Origin of the sequence: Micromonospora sp. NPDC007220, assembly GCF_040634035.1 — a bacterium.
Classification (GTDB): domain Bacteria; phylum Actinomycetota; class Actinomycetes; order Mycobacteriales; family Micromonosporaceae; genus Micromonospora; species Micromonospora reichwaldensis.
On record NZ_JBEYEU010000008.1, the window covers coordinates 80,880 to 102,931 of the forward strand.

The 22,052-nt window shown below is 73.4% G+C and carries 18 protein-coding genes; 7 read left to right on the forward strand and 11 right to left on the reverse strand.

Annotated features, from left to right (window positions below; translation table 11 throughout):
- The first annotated feature begins 224 nt into the window (after positions 1-224).
- The 5 genes from ABZ573_RS17380 (at position 225) to ABZ573_RS17400 (ending at position 5,555) form a co-directional block, all read left to right on the forward strand.
- Positions 225-659, forward strand: coding sequence for a hypothetical protein (locus ABZ573_RS17380; RefSeq protein ID WP_151455460.1), 435 nt, complete (start codon positions 225-227; stop codon positions 657-659).
- A 393-nt stretch (positions 660-1,052) separates the two neighbouring features.
- Positions 1,053-1,748, forward strand: a complete 696-nt coding sequence (locus ABZ573_RS17385; RefSeq protein WP_358119018.1) for a sugar transferase — start codon at positions 1,053-1,055, stop codon at positions 1,746-1,748.
- Complete coding sequence (locus tag ABZ573_RS17390; protein WP_358119020.1) at positions 1,745-2,893, forward strand: aminotransferase class I/II-fold pyridoxal phosphate-dependent enzyme; 1,149 nt, start codon at positions 1,745-1,747, stop codon at positions 2,891-2,893. The genes ABZ573_RS17385 and ABZ573_RS17390 overlap by 4 nt, the downstream gene beginning before the upstream one ends.
- Positions 2,890-3,534 (forward strand): acetyltransferase, encoded by a 645-nt coding sequence (locus ABZ573_RS17395; RefSeq protein ID WP_358119022.1) that lies wholly within the window; start codon positions 2,890-2,892, stop codon positions 3,532-3,534. Before ABZ573_RS17390 ends, ABZ573_RS17395 begins: the two co-directional genes overlap by 4 nt.
- A gap of 149 nt (positions 3,535-3,683) precedes the next feature.
- Positions 3,684-5,555: a nucleoside-diphosphate sugar epimerase/dehydratase gene (locus ABZ573_RS17400; RefSeq protein WP_327027565.1), complete on the forward strand. Its 1,872-nt coding sequence runs from the start codon at positions 3,684-3,686 to the stop codon at positions 5,553-5,555.
- 62 nt (positions 5,556-5,617) lie between these two features.
- Here the strand turns inward: ABZ573_RS17400 and wecB are convergent, their stop codons facing one another.
- From wecB to ABZ573_RS17420, 4 genes are read right to left on the reverse strand one after another with little or no spacing between them, the layout of a single operon-like run.
- On the reverse strand, positions 5,618-6,742 hold the full coding sequence (gene wecB / locus ABZ573_RS17405) for a UDP-N-acetylglucosamine 2-epimerase (non-hydrolyzing) (protein WP_151455457.1): 1,125 nt from the start codon (positions 6,740-6,742) through the stop codon (positions 5,618-5,620).
- Positions 6,739-7,977, reverse strand: a complete 1,239-nt coding sequence (locus ABZ573_RS17410; RefSeq protein ID WP_358119025.1) for a glycosyltransferase family 4 protein — start codon at positions 7,975-7,977, stop codon at positions 6,739-6,741. The genes wecB and ABZ573_RS17410 overlap by 4 nt, the downstream gene beginning before the upstream one ends.
- Complete coding sequence (locus ABZ573_RS17415; RefSeq protein WP_358119027.1) at positions 7,974-9,101, reverse strand: NAD-dependent epimerase/dehydratase family protein; 1,128 nt, start codon at positions 9,099-9,101, stop codon at positions 7,974-7,976. The genes ABZ573_RS17410 and ABZ573_RS17415 overlap by 4 nt, the downstream gene beginning before the upstream one ends.
- Positions 9,095-10,135: an SDR family NAD(P)-dependent oxidoreductase gene (locus ABZ573_RS17420; RefSeq protein WP_305069292.1), complete on the reverse strand. Its 1,041-nt coding sequence runs from the start codon at positions 10,133-10,135 to the stop codon at positions 9,095-9,097. The genes ABZ573_RS17415 and ABZ573_RS17420 overlap by 7 nt, the downstream gene beginning before the upstream one ends.
- A 194-nt stretch (positions 10,136-10,329) precedes the next feature.
- Here ABZ573_RS17420 and ABZ573_RS17425 point away from each other — a divergent pair, with 194 nt between their 5' ends.
- Positions 10,330-11,685 carry an O-antigen ligase family protein gene (locus ABZ573_RS17425; RefSeq protein ID WP_327027561.1) on the forward strand — a complete coding sequence of 452 codons (1,356 nt, stop codon included), beginning with the start codon at positions 10,330-10,332 and terminating at the stop codon, positions 11,683-11,685.
- On the opposite strand, the gene ABZ573_RS17430 is transcribed toward ABZ573_RS17425, so the two are convergent.
- The 5 genes from ABZ573_RS17430 to ABZ573_RS17450 form a co-directional block, all read right to left on the reverse strand.
- The gene (locus ABZ573_RS17430; RefSeq protein WP_151455452.1) at positions 11,572-12,750 is read right to left on the reverse strand and encodes a glycosyltransferase family 4 protein; all 1,179 of its coding nucleotides are present in this window, start codon (positions 12,748-12,750) and stop codon (positions 11,572-11,574) included. The two genes, ABZ573_RS17425 and ABZ573_RS17430, sit on opposite strands and share 114 nt — an antisense overlap.
- The gene (locus ABZ573_RS17435) at positions 12,728-13,945 is read right to left on the reverse strand and encodes a glycosyltransferase (protein ID WP_327027559.1); all 1,218 of its coding nucleotides are present in this window, start codon (positions 13,943-13,945) and stop codon (positions 12,728-12,730) included. The genes ABZ573_RS17430 and ABZ573_RS17435 overlap by 23 nt, the downstream gene beginning before the upstream one ends.
- A gap of 134 nt (positions 13,946-14,079) precedes the next feature.
- Positions 14,080-15,477, reverse strand: coding sequence for an oligosaccharide flippase family protein (locus ABZ573_RS17440; protein ID WP_327027557.1), 1,398 nt, complete (start codon positions 15,475-15,477; stop codon positions 14,080-14,082).
- 14 nt (positions 15,478-15,491) lie between these two features.
- A complete protein-coding gene (locus ABZ573_RS17445) occupies positions 15,492-16,430 on the reverse strand; it encodes an NAD-dependent epimerase/dehydratase family protein (RefSeq protein ID WP_225852284.1) in 939 nt (312 codons plus the stop codon).
- 220 nt (positions 16,431-16,650) lie between these two features.
- Positions 16,651-17,595: an NAD-dependent epimerase/dehydratase family protein gene (locus ABZ573_RS17450; protein ID WP_151455448.1), complete on the reverse strand. Its 945-nt coding sequence runs from the start codon at positions 17,593-17,595 to the stop codon at positions 16,651-16,653.
- A 212-nt stretch (positions 17,596-17,807) separates the two neighbouring features.
- Between ABZ573_RS17450 and ABZ573_RS17455 the strand changes: the two genes are divergently transcribed.
- Positions 17,808-18,737: an NAD(+)/NADH kinase gene (locus tag ABZ573_RS17455; protein WP_151455447.1), complete on the forward strand. Its 930-nt coding sequence runs from the start codon at positions 17,808-17,810 to the stop codon at positions 18,735-18,737.
- Positions 18,738-19,138: 401 nt separating this feature from the next.
- Here the strand turns inward: ABZ573_RS17455 and pgm are convergent, their stop codons facing one another.
- Both pgm and glgC read right to left on the reverse strand, forming a co-directional pair.
- Positions 19,139-20,785: a phosphoglucomutase (alpha-D-glucose-1,6-bisphosphate-dependent) gene (pgm, locus tag ABZ573_RS17460; protein WP_358119032.1), complete on the reverse strand. Its 1,647-nt coding sequence runs from the start codon at positions 20,783-20,785 to the stop codon at positions 19,139-19,141.
- Complete coding sequence (gene glgC / locus ABZ573_RS17465) at positions 20,782-22,014, reverse strand: glucose-1-phosphate adenylyltransferase (RefSeq protein ID WP_132235810.1); 1,233 nt, start codon at positions 22,012-22,014, stop codon at positions 20,782-20,784. The genes pgm and glgC overlap by 4 nt, the downstream gene beginning before the upstream one ends.
- Positions 22,015-22,052: the final 38 nt, after the last annotated feature.

Below are 22,052 nucleotides of genomic sequence, written 5' to 3' on the forward strand. Positions count from 1 at the left end.
CAGCTCGACAGCGTCACGCCGACCTCTCACCCGCGGACCCACCCACGACCACCAGCGCCCGTCGTCGCAAACGACTCAGCTCGACAGCGTCGTGCCGACCTAATCGCCCGCGGACCTACCCACGGCCATCAGCGCCCGGCGGGCGCGCCTGTCGACCGGCCGGACCGGCGACAGGGCGCGGTGGTGCTTTCCGGTGACGGGCGGTGGGGCGTACCGTCGCGGTCGTGGATCGGGGCGACGGCCTGGAGTGGCGGGAACGGCAGCGGCGGGCGGTGCGGGCGCACGCGGCGGCCGACGAGCGCCGGCGGGCGGCCGAGCACGCCGAGGCGGCGGAGCTGGTCGGTTGGTTCGTCGCCGAGGCGACCCGGCGCGGCCTGCCCACGGAACGGCTCACGGCCCGGGGCCTCGACGGGCGCGGCAGCTACCGGACGGGGCTGCGCGGCTGGTACGTCGACCGGGCCCGCACCAGGGCCGTCGACGTCGACGGGCGGTTCCACCTGCTGACCGTGGCCGGCGGACCGCGCGCCCTGCTGTTCGGGGCCGAGCCCCAGCCGAGTCCGCCGCCGCTCGTGGTCGGCGCGGGTGGTCGCGACGGCGAGTCGATCCCCCTGCGCACGCTACTGGTCCGCCGGCTCGAAGGCGGCGACGCGACGCCCTGAGCGTAGGCAGGCGGGAGCGCCGGACATCGGCAGTCGGGTGCGGTGACTTCGGCAGGCGGGTGCCGTGGCATCGGCAGGCGGGTGCGCCGACCATCAGCCGGCGGGTGGGTAGCGGCCCGCCGAGGGCGCGGGGCTGGCCGGTCCCTTGCGCAGTCGCGGGCGGCGGCACCGGCCGGCGTCGGCCCACGTGCCGCCCGACCAGGGCCGCGACGCGGGTCGAGGGGCACGTCTTCGGCGTCGGGCCGCGTCCTGACGGGCCGTTGCGCGGTTGACCTGTCGGGATCGGCGGCGAGTGTCGCGATTTCGCACCGCTGGCGTGTTCATCCCTGTTAGAACGTGTTTGTCAACTGGTGCCCGACTCTGCCCCTGGAGGTCGAAGCCTTGCCTGGTTCCGTGGACACGCCTGGAAGCCTCGCGGAGCGGCCCCGACCGGAGGCCCTGAAGCGGGCGATCGACGTGCTGGCGGCCGCGGTGCTGCTGGTGCTGACCGCGCCACTGGTCCTCGTCGTGGCGGTGCTGGTGGCGGCGGGACTCGGTCGGCCGGTGCTGTTCCGGCAGCCCCGCGCGGGGCGGCACGGCCGGGTGTTCGAGCTGGTCAAGTTCCGCACCATGCTCCCGCCGGATCCGCTGCGGGGACGGGTGCGCGACGGGGACCGGCTGACGCCGCTGGGGCGCTTCCTGCGCTCCACCAGCCTGGACGAGCTGCCGACGCTGTGGAACGTGCTGCGCGGCGACATGAGCCTGGTCGGCCCCCGTCCCCTGCTCACCGAGTACCTGCCGCGCTACTCCCCCACCCAGGCCCGCCGGCACGAGGTCAGGCCGGGCGTCACCGGGCTGGCCCAGGTGCGTGGCCGCAACAGCCTGGGCTGGGAGGAGAAGCTGGACCTGGACGTCTGGTACGTCGACCACCGCAGCCTGCGGCTGGACCTGTCGATCCTCGCCGCGACCGTCCGCACCGTGCTGCGCCGCGAGGGGATCTCCGCGGCGGGCTCGGCCACGGCTCCCGAGTTCCTCGGCACGCCCCCGCCCGCCCCGGCAGTACCCGGACCGGACCCCACCCTCACCGTCCCCGCCGGAGGTGGCCGATGAGCGGGACCATCCACCTGTCCCCGCCCGACGTCGGGCCGCTGGAGGAGTCGTACGTCGTCGCGGCCCTGCGGTCCGGCTGGGTCGCGCCCGTCGGCCCGGACCTCGACGCGTTCGAGCGCGAGGTCGCCACGCGGGTGGGCACGCACGGGGCCGTCGCCGTGAGTTCCGGCACGGCCGCGCTGCACCTGGCGCTGCTCGGAGTGGGAGTCGGGCCCGGCGACGCCGTCATCGTGCCGACGCTGACGTTCGTGGCGAGCGCGAACGCGGTCCGCTACGCCGGTGCCCGGCCGGTCTTCGTCGACTGCGACCCGCACTCCGGGAACCTCGACGTGGCCCTCGTGGACGAGCTGATCCGGGCACTCGTCCTCCGGGGCCAGCGCGTCGGCGCGGTCGTCCCCGTCGACCTCTTCGGCAGCTGCGCCGACCACACCGCGCTGGCCCCGGTCTGCGCGGCGGCGGGCGTACCGGTGGTCGAGGACGCCGCGGAGTCCCTCGGCGCGACCCATCACGGCCGGCCCGCCGGCTCCTTCGGGCAGGTGGGCATCCTCTCCTTCAACGGCAACAAGATCATGACCACCTCGGGCGGCGGGATGCTCGTCTCCGACGACGCGGCCCTGCTGGCCCGGGCCCGGTTCCTGTCGACCCAGGCCCGCGAGCCGACGCCGCACTACGAGCACCGCGAGACGGGCTACAACTACCGGCTGAGCAACCTGCTCGCCGCGTTGGGCCGCGCCCAGCTCGTCCGGCTGGACGGGATGATCGCCCGGCGCCGGCACCTGCGCGACCAGTACGCCAAGCTCTTCGCCCCGGTCCCGGGTGTGCGGCTGCTCGGCGTGGAGGACCCCGGCTCCAACTGCTGGCTGACCACCATCGCGGTCGACCCGCGGCGGGCCGGCTGGCGGGCCGCCGACCTGGCCGCCCACCTGGCGGGGCGGGACATCGAGACCCGCCCGGTCTGGAAGCCGATGCACCTGCAACCGGCGTACGCCGACGCCGAGTGCCTCGTCACCGGAGTGGCCGAGCGGCTGTTCGCCGACGGGCTGGCCCTGCCCAGCGGCAGCGCGATGAACGAGCGGCAGGTCGGCCTCGTCCTCGCCGCCGTCGACGAGTTCCTGGCGGCCCGTACGGGAGGGTCGACGGCGTGACGGTCCCGCTGGTGGTCGTCGGCTGCGGCGGGCACGGCCGGGAGGTCCTCACGATCGCGCGGGCGATGGACGTCACCGCCGGCCGGCCACGCTGGCGCCTCCTCGGGTTCGTCGACGACCGGCCCTCCGAGGAGAACCTGAAGCGGGTGCAACGGCTCGACGTGCCCTATCTCGGCGGCGTCGCCTGGCTGCGCGACGCGCCCCCGGACGCGCACCACGTCATCGGCATCGGCGACCCGCGCGTCCGGCGGGCGGTCGCCGCCCGGGTCGAGGCGTACGGCACGCCGGCGGCGAGCCTCGTGCATCCGGCGGCGACGATCGGGCCGGACACGGTGCACGGCCCGGGCCTCGTCGCCTTCGCGGGGGCCCGGGTCACCACCAACGTCACGCTCGGCCGGCACGTGCACCTCAACCAGAACGCCACGGTCGGGCACGACTGCACCCTCGCCGACTTCGTCTCGGTCAATCCGCTGGCCGCCGTCTCGGGCGACTGCCACCTGGCGGAGGGGGTGCTGGTCGGCACGACGGCGGCCGTATTGCAGGGCCTGCGGGTGGGCCGGGACAGCACCGTCGGGGCGGGCGCCTGCGTCGTCCGGGACGTGCCGGACGGTGTCGTGGTCAAGGGCGTGCCCGCCCGTTGACCCGACGAGCCCTCGGCCCCGCGGACGAAAAATCGGTCATCCAACCCGAAAGACGCCAAAAATCATGTTCGGGCATGTATCAACCTAAAGAGCCCTAAAGCTCCTTCCGCCCTGTGGCGGAAGCCCTCGGAGACGGACAGGGAGCACAGATGCCGCCCGAAACAGAGGCCACCCGACTCGGTGAACAGAGTTCACACCGGGCCAGGGCGCGTCGCCGCACAATCGGATTCCTCGCCACCGACAGCACCGCCTGGGTCGGTGGGTTCACCGCAGCGGTCTGGTTCCGTTACGAACTCGACCTGGCCTCCGGCCAGCTCGCGCGCGCCGCCACCTGCGGCATCCTCGCCGCCGTCGTGCACGTCGCCGTCGCGGCGGTTCGCCGGATCTACTCCGGACGCCACCCGCTGGGCAGCCTCCAGGAGGTGCAGGGGGTCGCGGGCACGGCGGCCACCACGGCCGCGATCATGCTGATCGGGCTGCTGCCGGCCGGCGTACGACCGGTGCCGGCGAGCACGCCGCTGGTCGGCGGCGCCCTGGCCCTGTTGTTCATGCTGACCGCCCGGTTCACCTACCGGCACCGCCGTGACCTGGCCATGCGGCCCGACGCCCGGTCCTCCAACCCCGTGCTGCTGTTCGGGCTCGGCGACGCCGGGCAGGGGCTGCTGCGGGCCATGCTCGGCGATCCGCGTGGACGCTACCGGCCCGTGGGCGCCCTCGACGACGACCCCGACAAGCGGGACCTGCGCATCGGCGGCGTACGCGTGCTCGGTGGCCGTCAGGACGTGGCGGCGGCCGTACGGCGCACCGGCGCGACGACGGTGATCTTCTCCGTCGCCAACGCCGACGCCGCGCTGATCCGGCAGATCCGCGAGGCCACCCTCCGGACCGGGGCGACGTTCAAGGTGCTGCCTCCGGTCCGGGACCTCGTCGACCACCGGATCACCGTCACCGACGTCCGCGACGTGCAGATCGACGACCTGCTGGGCCGCCGGCAGGTGGTCGCCGACATGGCGCTGAGCGGCAACGGGCTCAGCGGTCGACGGGTCCTGGTCACCGGCGCCGGCGGTTCCATCGGCTCGGAGCTGTGCCGGCAGGTGATGAAGGCGGACCCGGGCGAGCTGATGATGCTCGACCGCGACGAGTCGGCCCTGCACGGCCTGCAGATGTCGCTGGCCGGCCGCGCCCTGCTGGACGGCCCCGAGCTGATCCTCGCCGATCTCCGCGACGACGAGGGCATCCGGCGGATCATCCGCGAGCGCCGGCCGGACGTCATCTTCCACGCCGCCGCGCTCAAGCACCTCACGCTGCTCCAGCGGCACCCCGGCGAGGCGGTGAAGACGAACGTCTGGGGCACCCTCTCCGTGCTCGACGCGTGCCGCGACGTGGCCCGCTTCGTCAACATCTCCACCGACAAGGCAGCCGACCCGATCAGCGTCCTCGGCTACTCGAAGCGGATCACCGAGCGGCTGACCGCGCACGCTGCCTCCCGGTTCCCCGGCACCTTCCTCAGCGTCCGCTTCGGCAACGTGCTGAGCAGCCGTGGCTCGGTGGTGACCGCGTTCCAGCGGCAGATCGAGCTGGGCCACCCGCTGACCGTCACCCACCCGGAGGTGACCCGCTACCTGATGACGGTGCAGGAGGCGGTGCACCTGGTGTTGCAGGCCGCCGAGATCGGCCGCGACGGGGAGGCGCTGGTGCTGGACATGGGCGAGCCCGTCCGCATCGCCGACCTGGCCCGGCAGATGGCCGAGCAGGCGGAGAGCGGCGTGCCGATCGTCTACACCGGGCTGCGCCCCGGCGAGAAGCTGCACGAGGACCTGTTCGGCACCGGCGAGACCGACACCCGGCCGCTGCACCCGCTGGTGTCACATGTAGCGGTGCCGGCCCTGGACCCGATCGAGGTCAGCGGGCTCGACCCGTACGACGATCCGGAGAAGGTGGCCGCGCAGCTCGCCGCGCTCTGCGACCACCCGGTCGTGCCGGTCCCCCGCGCCTCGGTGCAGGTGCCGTTGTCCCGCTGACGCGCGCCACACGGTGAGGGCCGGCGACCGGAGCTTCCGGTCGCCGGCCCTCGCGGTACGGGTCAGCGGCGGATGCCCGCCCAGTCGTGGTGCCGGCGGACGGTGGAGAGGATGAAGTCGACCACCCGGCGGGAGGTGTCCGGGACCCGGTAGTCGACGGGGCACGGCACCCCCTGGGCGGCGACCTGGGCCACGGTGACCTCGACCGCCTCCACGACGCCCTGCGGGTCGAGCCCGGTCATGATGATCCCGCCGGCGTCCAGCGCCTCGGGGCGCTCGATCGACTCGCGCAGCGTCACCGCGGGGAAGCCGAGGATCGCGGCCTCCTCGCTGATCGTGCCGCTGTCGGAGAGCGCGCAGAACGCCCTGGTCTGCAGGTGCACATAGTCGAAGAGGCCGAACGGCTCGTGGAACGCGATCCCGTCGAGGGCGGCGGCGTCCGGCGCCAGGGCCTCCAACCGCTTGCGGGTACGCGGGTGCGTGGAGACCAGCACCGGGTGCCCCCACCGGTCGCGGACGGCCCGGAGACAGTCGAGCAGGCGCTGGAGGCGGTCCGGCTGGTCCACGTTCTCCTCGCGGTGCGCGCTGACCACGAAGTACCGGCCGGGTGCGAGGTCGAGCTGGCGCAGGACGCCCGACGCGGCGACGTCCGCGCGGTAGTGCTCCAGCACCTCCCGCATGGGCGAGCCGGTGTGCAGGATCCGGCGTGGGTGCAGCCCTTCGGCCAGCAGGTTGCGCCGCGCGTGCTCGGTGTAGACGAGGTTGAAGTCGGCGACGTGGTCGACGAGCCGCCGGTTGGTCTCCTCGGGGACGTTGAGGTCGAAGCAGCGGTTGCCGGCTTCCATGTGGTAGACCGGCACCCGCATCCGCCGGGCCATCAGCGCGGCGATGCAGCTGTTGGTGTCGCCGAGCACGAGCAGCGCGTCCGGTCGGGTCTCGGCGATCGCCGTCTCCATGCCGACCAGCACGCCGCCCAGCACCCGGCCGAGCGACGAGGTGTCCACCCGCAGGAAGCGGTCCGGCTCGCGCAGCCGCAGCTCCTTGAAGAAGACGTCGGAGAGGGTGCTGTCCCAGTTCTGCCCGGTGTGCACCAGCAGGTGGTCCACGGTGTCGTCGAGCCGGGCGATCACCCGGGACAGTCGGATGATCTCCGGTCGGGTGCCGACCACCGTCATGATCCGGGTCATGCCCGTCCTCTCTCTGCTGCCAGCTTGGTCATGATGTCCTCGAACTGGTCCACGCCCACCCGCAGCGACATGCGCTCCTGGTAGACCCGTCGGGCCCGGCGGCCCAGTTCCGCCCGGGCGTCCGCGGACTCGGCCGCCGCGACGGAGAAGCGCGCGGCGAGCGCACGCCAGTCCCCCGGCGGGGAGACGAGGCCGACCCCGGCCGAGCGGACCAGGGCCGCGGCGTCGCCGCCCACCGACGCGATCACGGGGCTGCCGCAGGCCAGCGCGGCCTGCAACTTCGACGGGATGCTGCCGCGCAGCGCGGGCAGGTCGCGCAGGCAGATCAGCTGCCAGTCGGCGGCGGCGTACAGCGCGGCCATCCGTTCGGCGGGCCGCCGGCCGACGAACCGCACGTTGTCGGCGCCGAGCTCCGCGGCGAGCCGGCGCGCGGCCTCCTCGCCGGCACCGGAGCCCACCAGCACCAGGTCGATCCGGTCGCGCACGACGGCCGCCGCCCGGATCGCGGTCTCGATCCCCTGCAGGAGGCCGATGTTGCCGGCGAACATCACCGTGCAGCGCCCGCGGTGGCCGAGCGCCGCGCGGGCCTCGTCGGTGGCCGGCACCGGCCGGAACAGCGCGTCGTCGGTCCAGTTCCACACCACCCGCACCCGGTCCGGGTCCGCGCCCCGGGCCACGACCAGGTCGGCCATCGCCGGCGAGATCACCACCACGGCGCCGGCGAGGCGGTACGTCGCGCGCATCAGTGCGGCGACGCCGCGTTCCAGGGCCCGGCCCGCCCGGCCGGCGGGCGCCATGCCCGAGCCGAGCACCGACTCCGGCCACAGGTCCTGGACGTGCAGCACGATCGGCGTACGCCGGGCCAGGCGGACCAGCGCCGCCGCGGCCGCCGAGGTGGGTGGCGGGTGGTAGACGTAGGTGACGTCCACGCCCGCCAACCAGCGGACGCCGCCCAGCGCGCTGCTGGCCCCGAAGGACAGGTGGCTCAGCGCGCGCCGGGCGGCGGACGTGTCGTGGCTGGGATAGGCGGGCACCCGCCGCACGGCGACCGGCCCGTCGACCTCGGTGTGTCGCCAGCGCTGCCGCCAGCCGGGGAAGATCCGGCCGTGCGGATAGCTCGGAAAGGTGGTGAGCACCCGCACGTCGTGGTCGCGTTCGGCCAGTTGCCGCGCCAGGTTGCCGGGGATGAACACCCCTTCGGGCGGGTACCACTGGCTGACCAGGCCGATCCTCACGGGACGGCCACGGCGCGCTCCGGCCGGCCCGTCTCCACCGGCTCGGGCCAGGTGTCCGGCCGTTCCGGGTCGAACAGCTCGTTCGTCCAGAACATGGTGACCAGGTCGTCGCCGCCGGTGTTGACCAGCTTGTGCGCCCACATCGTGGGCATGTCCACGAGCACCGGTTCGTCGCCGGAGACCGCGAACCGCACCACCCCGGTGTCGCCGACGCGGCGCAGGCTGATCTCCGCCGTGCCGCGCAGCACGACGAAGCGCTCCACCTTGGCCAGGTGGAAGTGCTCGCCCCGGGTGATGCCGGGGCGCGTGGTGGAGCAGAAGGTCTGGCCGCCTCCCCCGTGCGTCCGGACCGTCTCGACCAGCTCGCCCCGGGCGTCCGCCCGGCGCGGCAGCGCCAGCGGGTAGTGCGCCGGGAAGCAGTGCGAGCGGTAGGTGTTGAACAGCCGCACGTCGTGCCGGTCCACCAGGGCCGGCAGTTCCCCCGTGCGGTAGGTGGCGGCGACGTCGGCGAGCCGGTCGGCGAGGGCCCGTACGCCGGTCCGCAGCGCCGGCATGGCGGGGTCCCAGGAGCCGCCGGCCGGGACGCCGACGAGCCGGGCCGCCGCGTCGGTGACGTGCACCAGGCTCAGCTCGCGGTCGCCGTGCACCTCCGGTTGCCCGCCCTCGGCGAGCAGCCGGCAGAACGTCGCGACCGCCGAGTTGTAGTACGGCCGGCCGTGCTCGCCGTACAGGTTGGGCAGCAGGACGTCGTCGAACGGCAGGCCCGTGTCGGCCAGGATGCCGGCGGCGGCGGCCTTGGCGTCGCCGTAGGGGGTGCCGTTGCCGGCCTGCACCGAGTTGGCGAAGACCACCGCGCCGGGGGGCGTCGGGCAGTGCTTGAGGCCCTGCGCGAGCTGGGCGGCGAGCTGCACGTTGCCGGCGGCGACGTCGGCCGGCTCGCCCCGGTTGACCCCGGCCAGGTGCAGCACCCGGTCGACGCCGTCGAGCTTCGCCGCGACCCGCTCCGGGTCGGTCAGGTCGGCCCGGGTGACGACGACCGGCTCCGGTCGGCCGAGGACGCGCAGCAGCACCCGCACGTGCCAGCCGAGGAAGCCGCCGGCGCCGGTGACCGCCAGCCTCAGCACGCCAGCACCGGGTCCCGCAGGGCCAGCTCCGCGCGTACCTCCGGCAGCGTCCTCAGCAGCTCGACGATCTCCGGTACGCCCAGCCGCGGCGCGTTGGCGGAGTTGAAGTCCTCCCGCGGCCCCCGGCCCAGCTCGCCCTCGGAGACGTAGAGCGCGTAGTTGAGGTCACGGGCGTCCAGCGGCACCCGGAGGAAGTCGCCGAAGTCGTCCGCCTGGGCGAGTTCCTCCCGGCTGGCCAGCGTCTCGTCCTGCTTCTCGCCGTGCCGTACGCCGATCACGTCGAGCTTCGCGGGCACGTCGAAGAGTTCGCAGACCGCCTCGGCCAGGTCGCCGACGGTGCAGGCGACGGCCTTGCGGATGAAGATGTCGCCGGGCCGGGCGTGCTGGAAGGCGTGCTCGACCAGCTCCACCGAGTCGTCCAGCGACATCAGGAAGCGGGTCATCCCCGGGTCCGTGACGGTGGGCGCCCGGCCCGCCTTGATCTGCTCGATGAACAGTGGGATCACCGAGCCGCGCGAGTACATGACGTTGCCGTACCGGACGCAGGAGACCGTCGTCGCGCTGTTCGGGTTGTTCCGGGCGTGCGCCTGGGCGACCTTCTCCATCATGGCCTTGCTCATCCCCATCGCGTTGACGGGGTGGACGGCCTTGTCGGTGCTCAGCACGACCACGGAGCCGACGCCGTTACGCTCCGCCGCCTCGACGACGTTGGCGCTGCCCAGGACGTTGGTCCGCACCGCCTCCAGCGGGAAGAACTCGCAGGAGGGCACCTGCTTGAGCGCCGCCGCGTGGAAGACGTAGTCGATCCCCCGGCTGGCCCGCAGCACCGAGTCGTAGTCGCGCACGTCCCCGACGTGGTAGCGGACCCGGTCGTCGCCGAGCTGCCGGCGCATGTCGTCCTGCTTGGCCTCGTCGCGGCTGAGCACCCGGACCTCGCCGACGCCACGGTCGAGGAGGCGGCGGACCATCGTCTTGCCGAAGGAACCCGTGCCGCCGGTGATGAGTACCCGCTGGCCGTTGGAATTTGTGGTCACTCCCGCTCCCATGTCGGTTCGCCGTGCCCCGCCCCGTACGCCCGGCGGGTTCGTTGTGAGGAACGACCACTCCCGTACCGGAGAAACGCCTTTCATCCGACAATCGCTACGAATGCCCGCTTCATTAAGGAATAGGTGGGAGACTCGGCGAGCAGCGGATATGCCGCCTGGCCACCGACACGAAGGACTACAGCGTGGGCGACGTACCTCCAGGCCTCCTGTCCGGACCCGCCCGCTCGCCCGGCACGCACCGGCGACGGGCCCATCGGCGTTACGCCACACTGGTCAGCGTCGCGATCGTCAGCGTCGTCGCCCTGATGGTGGGCTGGTCGGTGGACCAGACCCCGCTGGGCCCCGCCCTGTTGGCCGCCGTCGTCCTCAGTGGTCGCATCCCCCGGCCGGGGCTGGTCGACGTGCTCGCCCTGCTGCTCGGCGTGTGGGTGGTCGCCAGCCTCGGGTGGACGCTCGACACCTCGGCGACCCGCAGCACCGTCTACCTGTACGGCACCTGCCTGCTGCTGCTGGTCGCGGTGCGGCACATCGTGACCACCACCCGCGATCTGCTCGCGGTCGGCGTCGCGTTCATCGCCGGCTGTCTCATCCGGGCGGTCGAGCTGATCCGGGCACCCTCCACCGGCGGCGACCTCGACCGGACGGGAGCCTTCGACCTCAGCGTCCGGTACGGCATCGAGGGAGTCAACATCAACCTGACCGCCTACACGATGGTCGCCGGAATCCTGCTGGCGGTGTTGCTGGGCAGCGTCGGTGGGCTGCCCCGCGCGGTCCGCCTCGCGCTCTACGCGTGCGTGCCGCTGCTGGGCTACGCGGTGCTGCTCAGCGGCACGCGGGGCGCGCTGGCCGCGCTGCTGCTCGGCGCCGTCTACCTGGTGTGCAGCCGGGCGGCCCCCCGGGCGTGCTGGCTGGTCGCGGCGGTGGTCGTCCCGGCGGTCCTGCTCCTGGTACCGCTCGGCCTGGGCGAGGCGACGATGCTGCGCCTCGACGGCCTCGTCGCCGACCGGGCGACCGGTGACCTCGCCGGCCGGATGCTGGTCTGGCCCGAGGCCGTCGCTGTCTGGGGGCAGTCCCCGCTCGCCGGGATCGGGGCGGGCGCGTTCATGGCGGTCAGCTCCTGGGGAATCGGCGCCCACAGTCTGGTCCTCACCCTCGGCGCCGACCTCGGGCTCGTGGGCGTGCTGTGCTACGCGGCCGTCCTGGCCGCCGCCATTTGGCCCGTCGGGCGCGCCTCCCGGCTCGGCGCGCGGCTGGCCGGGCTGTTCCTGGTGATGTTCCTGCCGATCTGGCTCACCGGGCACTGGGAGGCCGCCCTGGCCGCCTGGCTACCGCTGGCGTTGTTCTCGCTCGTGCCCGCCCTCACGGCCGACCCGTCGAGCCGCCCGCACGGCACCGGCGGCCGGCACCACCGCAGAGACCACCGGTCAGGACCCGACGGGGTGCTTCCCCGGAGCGGCGGCCGGCGGCCGGCGGTCGTGCCGGGGGGAACCAGCGACCCGACGCCACAGGTCGGTGTGCTGGCGCAGCACGCTCTGTAGCCCGTAGAGCCGGTGCACCCGGGCCCGGGCCCGGTCGGCCAGCTCAGCACGGCGCGCCGGGTCGGTCATCAGATCCCGCAGCGCCGCGGCGAGGCCGGCGGGGTCCGAGGGCGCGACGACCACCCCGCTGTCGTCGCCGAGGATCTCGGCGGTCGCCCCCACGTCGGTGGCGACGACCGGGCAGCCGAGCGCCATCGCCTCGACCACCACGTTGGGGAACCCCTCGGTGTGGCTGGGCAGGACGAACAGGTCGCAGCGGGCCATCATGGCGAGGACGTCCGGGTGCGGCAGCTCGCCCAGGAAGGACACCGACGCCGGCGGCTGGTGCCGCTCGGTCACCGATCGCAGGTAGGCCGGATCGGCGGGGCCGACGAAGAGCAGCCGCCAACCCGGCTGCGCGGCCGTCCGCCACGCGGCCAGCAGGTCCTCGACCCCCTTGGCGTGCAGGAACCAGCCGACGAACAGCACCGTGCGTTCCGCCGGCGCGGGGTTCCGGTGTGGCGCCGGAAGCCGGTCGAGGTCCACTCCGTTCGGCATCCGCCGCACCCACACCGTGGGGAGCTGGTTGCGGACGGTGGACTCGGACGCCTCGTCGAGGACCAGAACGACCGTCGCCAGCCGCATCGCCGAGGCCATCGACCGCCACTCCCGACTGCCGCGCCCCGCGATCTCGGGGATCCGCCCGAAGTGCAGGTGGTAGACGGCCGGTCGCCGGTACACCCGGGTGATGAGCAGTAACGCCAGGTCCCGGAGGACGCCGGGGCCACCGGACGAATGCAGGTGCACGACGTCGGTCCGGCCCGCGGCCAGGACGCGGCGCAGTGCCACGGCGCCGGCCGTGAGCTGGCGTACCCCCGCCGTCAGGCGTCGCCCCGGCACGAGGTCGTGCACGCCGCGCCACCGCTGGGCGATGTCGACCACCTCGATGTGGACCTCCGGATCGTCGCGGAACCGGTCGACCAGCATCGCCACCCCGCGGGCGATGCCTCCCATCGGTGGCGGCAGGGGCCCCACCACGCACACCCGCATCCGCTCCGGCATCTCAGTGCCCCCGGTGTCCGGCACCCGTTACCTCCTGTACAGAATCGAGCAGCCGGGCCAGCGGTTGTGCGTACGCCCGGACGTCGAAGGAGTCCAGCGCCTGCTCCCGGGCGGCCTTGCGCATGAGCAGCCGTTCCTCGGCGGTCAGCCGCACCGCCCGGTGCAGCGTCGCCGCCAGCGCGGCCACGGAGTGGTCGGTGCAGACCAGGGCATTGACGCCGTCCTCCAGGTAGCGGCCCAGGTCGCTGGTCAGGTTGCAGATCACCGGGGTGCCGTTCGCCATCGACTCGCAGACCTTCGTCGGGAAGCCGGCGTTGGCGTAACGCGCCGGCGGCCGGAGCAGAACGCTGAAGTCGGCCTCGCGCAACAGCTGCGGCACCGTCCACTGCGGCACCCGGCCGACCACCTCCACCATCTCCGGCGGGTCGCCGCCGAGCAGATCGCGCAGCTGTTGGCGGGACGGCCCCACCACCCTCAGCCGCAGCCGCGCACCGGAGCGCGCCACCGCCTCGACCGCCTCGACGACGGTGCCGAGCAGGTCCTTGCGGCCGGGGGTGCCGGCGTAGACCAGGGTGAGCCCGTCCCACCCGGTGGCCGGGGTCTCCGGTGTGCTCGCCAGCTGCCGCACGTCGAGGGTCGGCGGCACCCGCACGACCTGGCAGCCCCGCTGCCGAAAGTGCTCCTCGAGCAGGGTGCTGATGGCGATGACGCCGGAGCAGCGCGGGTAGTGGTGGCGCAGGGCGAGCTTCGCAGACAGGTGCAGGGGGCCCAGCGCTCCGCCGACCAGTTGCCGAGGGCTGTACCACTCGACCACGTCGACCACCAGCGGAATCCCGTGGCGCCGGCACCACCGGCGCAGGTGGACCATGTACGGCGTCCCGCCGCCGTAGACCACGACATGTGACGGTCGGGTCGGTTGCGCCGCCAGCCAGGCGACGGTCCGCGCTCCCCAGCGGAGGAGCACCTGGGTCGCCCTGGCCGCCGGGCTCGCCCCGGCGGGCGGCAACTCGCCCACTCCGACGTGGGTTATCGTGCCCGGCCCCGTCACGACGTCGACCGGTCGAGGCTCGGCCGGGGTGTGCTCCCCGCCGACCACCACCACGTGCCGGCCGGCCAGGGCCAGCGACCGGGCGATCCCGTCGACCCGCCGGGAGCATGCCTCGCCCCACGGGTAGCGGAACGGCCCCACGTACGCCACCCAACCGGATGAATCCGTCATGGCACTGTCCTCTCCGGCACCGGGCCGGGTACGGCCACGGCGGAGACCTCCGCCGGGCGGGCGACGAAAGCCCGGGTCACCGGGCCCCTGCTGTGGTGGCACCGCGACCAGGCGCGGCCGGTCCGGCGGTCCGCTCATGCCGCGACCCGCTGGCCCTGGACCGCCGGGCCGGCTCGGGCCAGCACCTGGCGGTAACCCAGCAGCGCCGCCGGGAACACCGTCACCAGTGCGACTGCCGCACCCAGCCACGGCACCGCGGCCATCCCCAGCGCCCCGGCGCCCCACCACTTCAGCGGCACCGCCAGGACGAGGTACGCCGCCCAGGCGACGAGCTGCGGACGGACCACCCCGGCGGCGTTCTGCACCATGAACCAGGGCGAGGCCACCGCGAGCACCATCCACCAGGCACCGAGGCCGGCGAGCAGCCACCGGTCCGGTGCCTGCGTCATCCCCATCAGCGCGGCCAACGGTTGCCCACCGACGAGCGCCACCACGATGCTCGGCAGCCCGACGGCTGTCGCGGCCACGAGGGTCATCCGCCTGGTGCGGCGGCGGATCCAGGCCACCCGCCCGTGGGCCAGCGCCTCACCGTGCGCCGGCCACGCCGCCGCGCTCACCATCGACATGAGCAGCCCGAGCTGGGCGATCAGGCGGGCGGCCACGGCGAACACGGCCACGTCGGCCAGGCCACGGGTCTGTGCCACGATCAGCGGGTCGGCGTTGGTCGCGACCGTCAGCGCTGCCGTGAGCAGCAGGAACATCCCGCCCAGCCGGAGCAGCTCCCGGGCGGCGGCCCTCTCCACGCACCGCAACGACGGGGCCAGCTCCGGCATCCGCCGGATGTAGAACCACAGGCTGTTCACCGCGTTGCCCAGCAGCGGACCGATCACCACGGCGGCCACCAAGGTCACCGGCGCGGCGTCGAGGGCCACGGCGGCCAGGGTCAGCGGAAGGCAGAGCAGGGACCCGGCCAACTGCCACGTGTTGGCGCGGGCGACCTGCTGGACGCCGTACTGCACCCGGATGACCAGCGACATCGGCACGTTGAGGATGAAGACGGTCAGGCAGACCAGCGTCATGGACCGGGCGGTCGGCACCAGCTCGGCGCTGGGCAGGTTGAACACGGAGGTCCACGGGATGGCGAGCGCCCCGATCCAGAGGGCGGCGCAGGCCGCGACCGCCGCGCCGGCCAGGGTCAGGTAGGCGGTGGAGACGTAGCGTCTGGCCTGGGCGGTCTCGCCCCGGGCCTGGGTGTCCGCCAACTTGGTCATCAGCCCGTTGCCCAGGCCTAGGTCGGCGAAGGCCGCCATCGCGGTCAGTGCCGTCACCGCCTGCCACAGGCTGAACAGCTCCGTGCCGAGATACCGATGGGTGAGCGGGAGCAGCAGCAGCGGCACGACGGCACCGACCGCCCGACTGCCCACCGTCGTCGCGATGCCGGCGACCAGCCTCCGGTCACGGCCCCTGTCGTCCGCAGCCGGGTCGGCCGGCGCGGATCGGGCGTCGGCCGGCTGCGTGACGGCGGGGTGCATCGCGGTCGGCCGCCCTAGACCGGACTCAGCGCGCGGGCAGCCGAGTGCCACTCGACCGTCGCCGCCAGACCGGCGCGCAGCGAGTGCGGCCGGGCGGCGGGGAACAGCTCCTGCAGCCGGGTGCAGTCGGCCTGCGAGTCGCGGACGTCGCCGGGCCGCGGTGGGCCGTGCTCCACCTCGAGCCGCCGGCCGAGCACGACCTCCAGCTCGGCGACCAGATCCCGCAGCGACGTACGGGTGCCGAACGCCAGGTTGACCACGTCGGGCGCGCCGACGCGGCGCACCACGGCGTCGGTGATGATGTCGGTGACGTCGGCGACGTAGGTGAAGTCGCGGGTCTGCTGGCCGTCGCCGTGCAGCGTCAGGGGCCGGCCGTCGAGCGCGTCGGCGATGAACCTCGGCACCACGGCGGCGTAGGGGTGCTCGGGATCCTGCCGCGGCCCGTACACGTTGAAGAAGCGGAACGGGAGCACGGCGAGGTGGAAGCAGGCAGCGTAGGCGAGGGTGTAGGTCTCGGTGGCGAGCTTGGAGACCGCGTAGGGGCTCACCGGCATCGGCCGCAGCGCCTCGTGCCGGGGCATCCCCGGAGCCGCCCCGTAGACCGAGGAGGACGAGGCGACCACCACGTGCGGCACGTCGTGGCGGCGCACCGCCTCCAGCACGCTCACCGTTCCCGTGGCGTTGGCGTGGTGGCTGCGCGCCGGATCGTCGATCGACCCGGGCACCGAACCGAGGGCACCGAGGTGCACGACGCTCGCGGCGCCCGGTAGCGCGTCGTCCAGCACGTCCGGGTCGCAGACCGAGCCGACGAGGACCCGGGCGGGCGCGTCCAGCAGATTGTCCAGCGAACCGGTCGACAGGTCGTCGACCACCACGATCTCGCTGATCCGCGGCTGCTCGGCGAGCGCCCGGACCAGGTTCGAACCGATGAAACCGGCCCCGCCGCTGACCACGATCTTCAACTGTTTCCCCCGATGTCGCGTGTTGCCGCCTACCGGCGCCAACTAGGCGAAATGACCTTTTTGCACCCTTCTTGACAGTCAACGACAAGCAACACCCAAGGTCACGGTTGCGGATCAGGACGGGGTGCCGTCGCACCGGCGGCTCCCGCCAACCCGTTCGGGCGGGTACCGGCCACCGCCGCCCGCGCCCCGGCCGGTGGCCGGTCCGCCGTCAGGCAAGCTGCTCCGCGTGCGCCTCGTACCACTGCACGGTCGCCCGCAGGGCCTGGGCGCGCGGCACCGGCGTCACGTCGGGGAAGAGCGCGCGCAGCACCCCGTCGTCCGCGTCGGAGTGGCGCACGTCGCCCGCCCGCGACGGGCCGTGCTCCACCTCGAGCCGGCGACCGAGCACCTCCTCCAGCTCCGCGATCAGCTCCAGCAGCGAGAGCCGCGCGCCGAAGGCGAGGTTCACCACGTCGGGGGAGCAGACGCGGCGCAGGACCGCGTCGACGATCACGTCCGTGACGCTGCCGACGTAGGTGAAGTCACGGGACTGGGTGCCGTCGCCGTGCACCTGGAGCGGCCGGCCCTCCAGCGCCGCCGAGACGAACCTCGGCACCACGGCGGCGTACGCGTGGTTGGCTGCCTGCCGGGGCCCGTAGACGTTGAAGAAGCGGAACGGCAGCACGCCGATGCCGTAACAGGCGGCGTACGCGAGCGCGTAGGCCTCCGTGGCCAGCTTCGAGACCGCGTACGGGCTGACCGGCATCGGCCGCAGCGTCTCCTGGCGGGGCAGGACGGGGTTGGCGCCGTAGACGGAGGACGACGAGGCGACCACGACGTGGGGGACCCCGTGGCGCCGGACGGCCTCCAGCACGCTCAGGGTGCCGGTGGCGTTGGCGTGGTGGCTGCGCAGCGGGTCGTCGATGGAGCGGGGCACCGAGCCGAGGGCGCCGAGATGCACCACGCCGGCCGCCCCGCTGACCGCCTCGTCGAGCAGATCGGGGTCGAGGATCGTCCCCGTGAACAGCCGCACCGGCAGGTCGATCAGGTTCTCCAGCAACCCGGTGGAGAGGTCGTCGACGGCCACCACCTCGGTGACCTGCGGCGTGTCGGCGAGGGCGCGTACCAGGTTGGAGCCGATGAAACCGGCGCCACCGGTAACGACGATCTTCAAAGATCCTCCTCGTGGTTCCCGCCCGGCGCGCCACCTGCACGCGGGCCCGGGACATCGAGCCCCTGCGGACCCGCTCCCGTCTCCACCAACGACCCGTGCACCGGCGCGTCACGCGGAAAGCTCCGGACGTGACGAAGTGACACGTCGCGCGGTCGCCCGCCCGCCTCGCGGTACGCCCGTCCCGGGACCCCGGGATGTGATGAGCTGTAGGCATGGACCGGAGCCGGCTCGGGCTGGTGCTGCACCCCACCCGGGACGTCTCCGCGGTGGTCGACACCATCGTGACCTGGGCCGCCCGACACCACATCTCCCTGGCCGTACGCGCCGAGGACCGGCACCGCGTACCGGCCACGGTCGAACCGCTGCCGGTGGGCGAGGTGGCCCACCGGTCGGACGCGCTGATCGCCATCGGCGGCGACGGGACGATGCTCGGCGCGCTCCGGTCGGCCGTCCACGATCCGAAGCCGGTGCTCGGCGTACACGTCGGCAAGCTCGGCTTCCTCGTCGAGGTGGAGCCGCCGGAGCTACCGAGGGCCCTGGACCGGCTGGTGGCGCACGACTTCACGGTGGAGAACCACAGCTGCCTGGCCTGCGACGTCTGCGGCGACGACCTCGTCGCGTTCAACGACATCGCGCTGATCCGCCAGCCCGGTGCCGGCTTCGTCAGCGCCTCCCTCGCCGTCGACGGGCAGCAGTACGGGTACTACCGCTGCGACGCGCTGGTGGTCAGCACCCCGACCGGCTCGACCGCCTACAGCTACGCCGCCGGCGGCCCGCTCGTCTCGCCGGCCACCGAGGCGGTGGTGGTGACCCCGTCCGCCCCGATGGCCGGCATCTCCCGTGCGCTGGTGCTCTCCCCCCACGAGACGGTCCGCCTGCAACTGCGCGAGGGCTCCGGCCCGGTCGCGGTGGAGGTGGACGGCCTGGTCATCCGGGACGCCGCGACGGAGGGCGTCGTGCAGATCCGCTACCGGCACGACGCCGGCCTGGTCGTCCGCCTGGACCCGCGCCGCTACCAGGAACGCAACCAGCTCAAGCTGAGCCTGCTGGACCTGCCGCTGCTTCCCGACCAGCTCCGCGAACTGCTGCCGGAGGGCCTGCGGGAGAAGTTCAACCGCCGCGAGCTGCCCCCGCCCCGCTGACCCGCCCACCTGCACCCAGGCCAGCCTGGGCCCGGCACACGCTGGGCCCGACACACGCTGGGCCCGACACACGCTGGGCCCGACACACGCTGGGCCCGACACACGCTGGGCCCGACACACGCTGTCGAGCTGATGTCGTAGACGACTCAGCTCGACAGCGAGGCAGGCTCGACCGGCCAGGCAGGCACGGCAGGCACGGCAGGCCAGCACGACCGGCCAGGCACGCACGGCGGGCCTGGCAGGAGCGCTCCCGTCAGCAGGCGCCCGCGCCGGAGAGCGCCCCCTCCTGCCCTCGGGCATGGGGCAGCTCGACAGTCGCGCACGGCCTTCTGACGCCGGCACCGGCGCCGCTCGGTCCGGCGCACACCGGTGTCGGCTGCGGTGGGAGGCGAGCCAGGTGCTCAGGCCCGTTCGAGGACCTCCGAGACCAGGTCCTTCGCCTCCTGCTGGATCCGGGCGAGGTGCTCCGGGCCCTGGAAGGACTCGGCGTAGATCTTGTAGACGTCCTCGGTGCCCGACGGCCGGGCGGCGAACCAGCCCGACTCGGTGGTCACCTTGAGCCCGCCGATCGGCGCGTCGTTGCCGGGCGCGGTGGTGAGGGTCGCGGTGATCGGCTCGCCGGCCAGCTCGGTGGCGGTCACCTGCTCCGGCGAGAGCTTGCCGAGCACGGCCTTCTGCTCGCGGGTCGCCGGCGCGTCGATGCGGGCGTACGCGGGCGCGCCGAAGCGCTCGGCCAGCTCCGCCCAGTGCTCGCTGGGGGTGCGGCCGGTGGTCGCGATGATCTCGGCGGCGAGCAGGCAGAGCAGGAGGCCGTCCTTGTCGGTGGTCCAGGTGCCCCCGTCGCGGCGCAGGAAGGACGCGCCGGCGCTCTCCTCGCCGCCGAAGCCCACCGCGCCGTCGAGCAGCCCGGGGACGAACCACTTGAAGCCGACCGGCACCTCCAGCAGCGGGCGGCCCAGGTCGGCGGCGACCCGGTCGATCATCGAGGAGGAGACCAGGGTCTTGCCGACGGCGGCGGCGGGGCCCCACTGCGTGCGGGTGCGGAACAGGTGGCCGATCGCCACCGCGAGGTAGTGGTTGGGGTTCATCAGGCCGCCGTCGGGGGTGACGATGCCGTGCCGGTCGGCGTCAGCGTCGTTGCCGGTGGAGACCTGGTAGTCGGCGCGGGCGGCGATCAGGGAGGCCATCGCGTTCGGCGAGGAGCAGTCCATCCGGATCTTGCCGTCGCCGTCCAGGGTCATGAACCGCCAGGTCGGGTCGACCGTCGGGTTGACCACGGTCAGGTCCAGCCGGTGCCGCTCGGCGATCTCGCCCCAGTAGGCCACGCTCGCGCCGCCGAGCGGGTCGGCGCCGATGCGCACCCCGGCGTCGCGGATCGCGTCGATGTCGATCGCCGCCGGCAGGTCGTCGACGTAGCGGGCGAGGAAGTCGTACGACCCGGTGGTGTCGGCGGCGCGGGCCCGGGCGTACGGGATCCGCCGGACCTCCTTCAGTCCGTCGGCGAGGATCGCGTTGGCCCGGTCCTGGATCCACCTCGTGACGTCGGTGTCCGCCGGGCCGCCGTGGGTGGGGTTGTACTTGAAGCCGCCGTCGTCGGGCGGGTTGTGCGACGGGGTGATGACGATGCCGTCGGCGAGCCCGCTGGTACGCCCCCGGTTGTGGGTGAGGATGGCGTGCGACACCGCCGGGGTGGGCGTGTAGCCGTCGCGGCTGTCGAGCAGCACGGAGACCTCGTTGGCGGCGAGGACCTCCAGCGCGTCCACGGCGGCCGGGGCGGAGAGCGCGTGGGTGTCGCGGCCGAGGAAGAGCGGCCCGTCCAGGCCCTGCTCGCGGCGGTAGTCGCAGAGCGCCTGGGTGACCGCGAGGATGTGGTCGGAGTTGAACGCGTGGCGCAGGCTCGACCCGCGGTGCCCGGACGTGCCGAAGGAGACCTGCTGCGCCGGGTCCTGCGGATCGGGGTGCTCGGCGTAGTAGGCGGTCACCAGCCGCGGCACGTCGACCAGGTCGGCGGGCTGGGCGGGCTTGCCGGCCCGGGGATGACTGCTCACGGTTCCACCTTCTGTCCCTTGCCGATCACCACGATGCCGTTGTCGGAGACCGTGTAGCGCTGCCGGTCCTTCTCCAGGTCGACGCCGATCTCGGCCCCCTCGGGCACGATCACGTTCTTGTCGAGGATCGCCCGGCGCACGACCGCGTGCCGGCCGATGTCGACCCCCTCCATCAGCACCGCGCCGTCCACGTGCGCCCAGGAGTGCACCTTCACCTTGGGCGAGACGACCGAGTTCTCCACCAGCGAGCCGGAGATCACCGCGCCGGGCGACACCATCGAGGCGACCGCCCGGCCGACCCGCTCACCCCACTGGTGCACGAACTTGGCCGGCGGGTACGTCAGCTGCCCGGTGTAGATGGGCCAGTCGAAGTTGTAGAGGTTGAACACCGGGTGCACGTTGATCAGGTCCATGTGGGCGTCGTAGAAGGAGTCGAGCGTCCCCACGTCGCGCCAGTAGCCGCGGTCCCGGTCGGTGCTGCCGGGCACCTCGTTGTCGCGGAAGTCGTAGACGTTGGCCTCGCCGCGCTCCACCAGCATCGGGATGATGCTGCCGCCCATGTCGTGCTTGCTGGTCTTGTCCTCCGCGTCGCGCTCGACCGCCTCGCACAGCGCCTTGGTGCTGAACACGTAGTTGCCCATCGACGCGTAGATCTGGTCGGGCGCGTCGGGCAGGCCGACCGCGTCGGTGGGCTTCTCGCGGAACGCCCGGATCCGCCGGCCGTCCTCGCCGACCTCGATGACGCCGAACTGGTCGGCCATCGACAACGGCTGCCGGATGCCGGCCACGGTGACGCCGGCGCCGGAGGCGATGTGGTCCTCCACCATCTGCCGGGGGTCCATCCGGTAGATGTGGTCGGCGCCGAAGACGATCACGTGGTCGGGCTGCTCGTCGTGGATGAGGTTGAAGCTCTGGTAGATCGCGTCGGCGGAGCCGGCGAACCACCACGGGCCGCGGCGCTGCTGCGCCGGCACCGGAGTGACGTAGTTGCCGAGCAGGGTCGACATCCGCCACGTCTTGGTGATGTGCCGGTCCAGCGAGTGGGACTTGTACTGGGTCAGCACGACGATCTTGAGATAGCCGGCGTTCGCCAGGTTGGACAGGACGAAGTCGACCATGCGGTACATCCCGCCGAACGGGACGGCCGGCTTGGCCCGGTCCGTGGTGAGCGGCATCAGGCGCTTGCCTTCTCCGCCGGCCAGGACGATCGCGAGCACCTTGGCAGCCATGTCCAGACGCTATCTACCCCGCCGTCACTTCACCACTC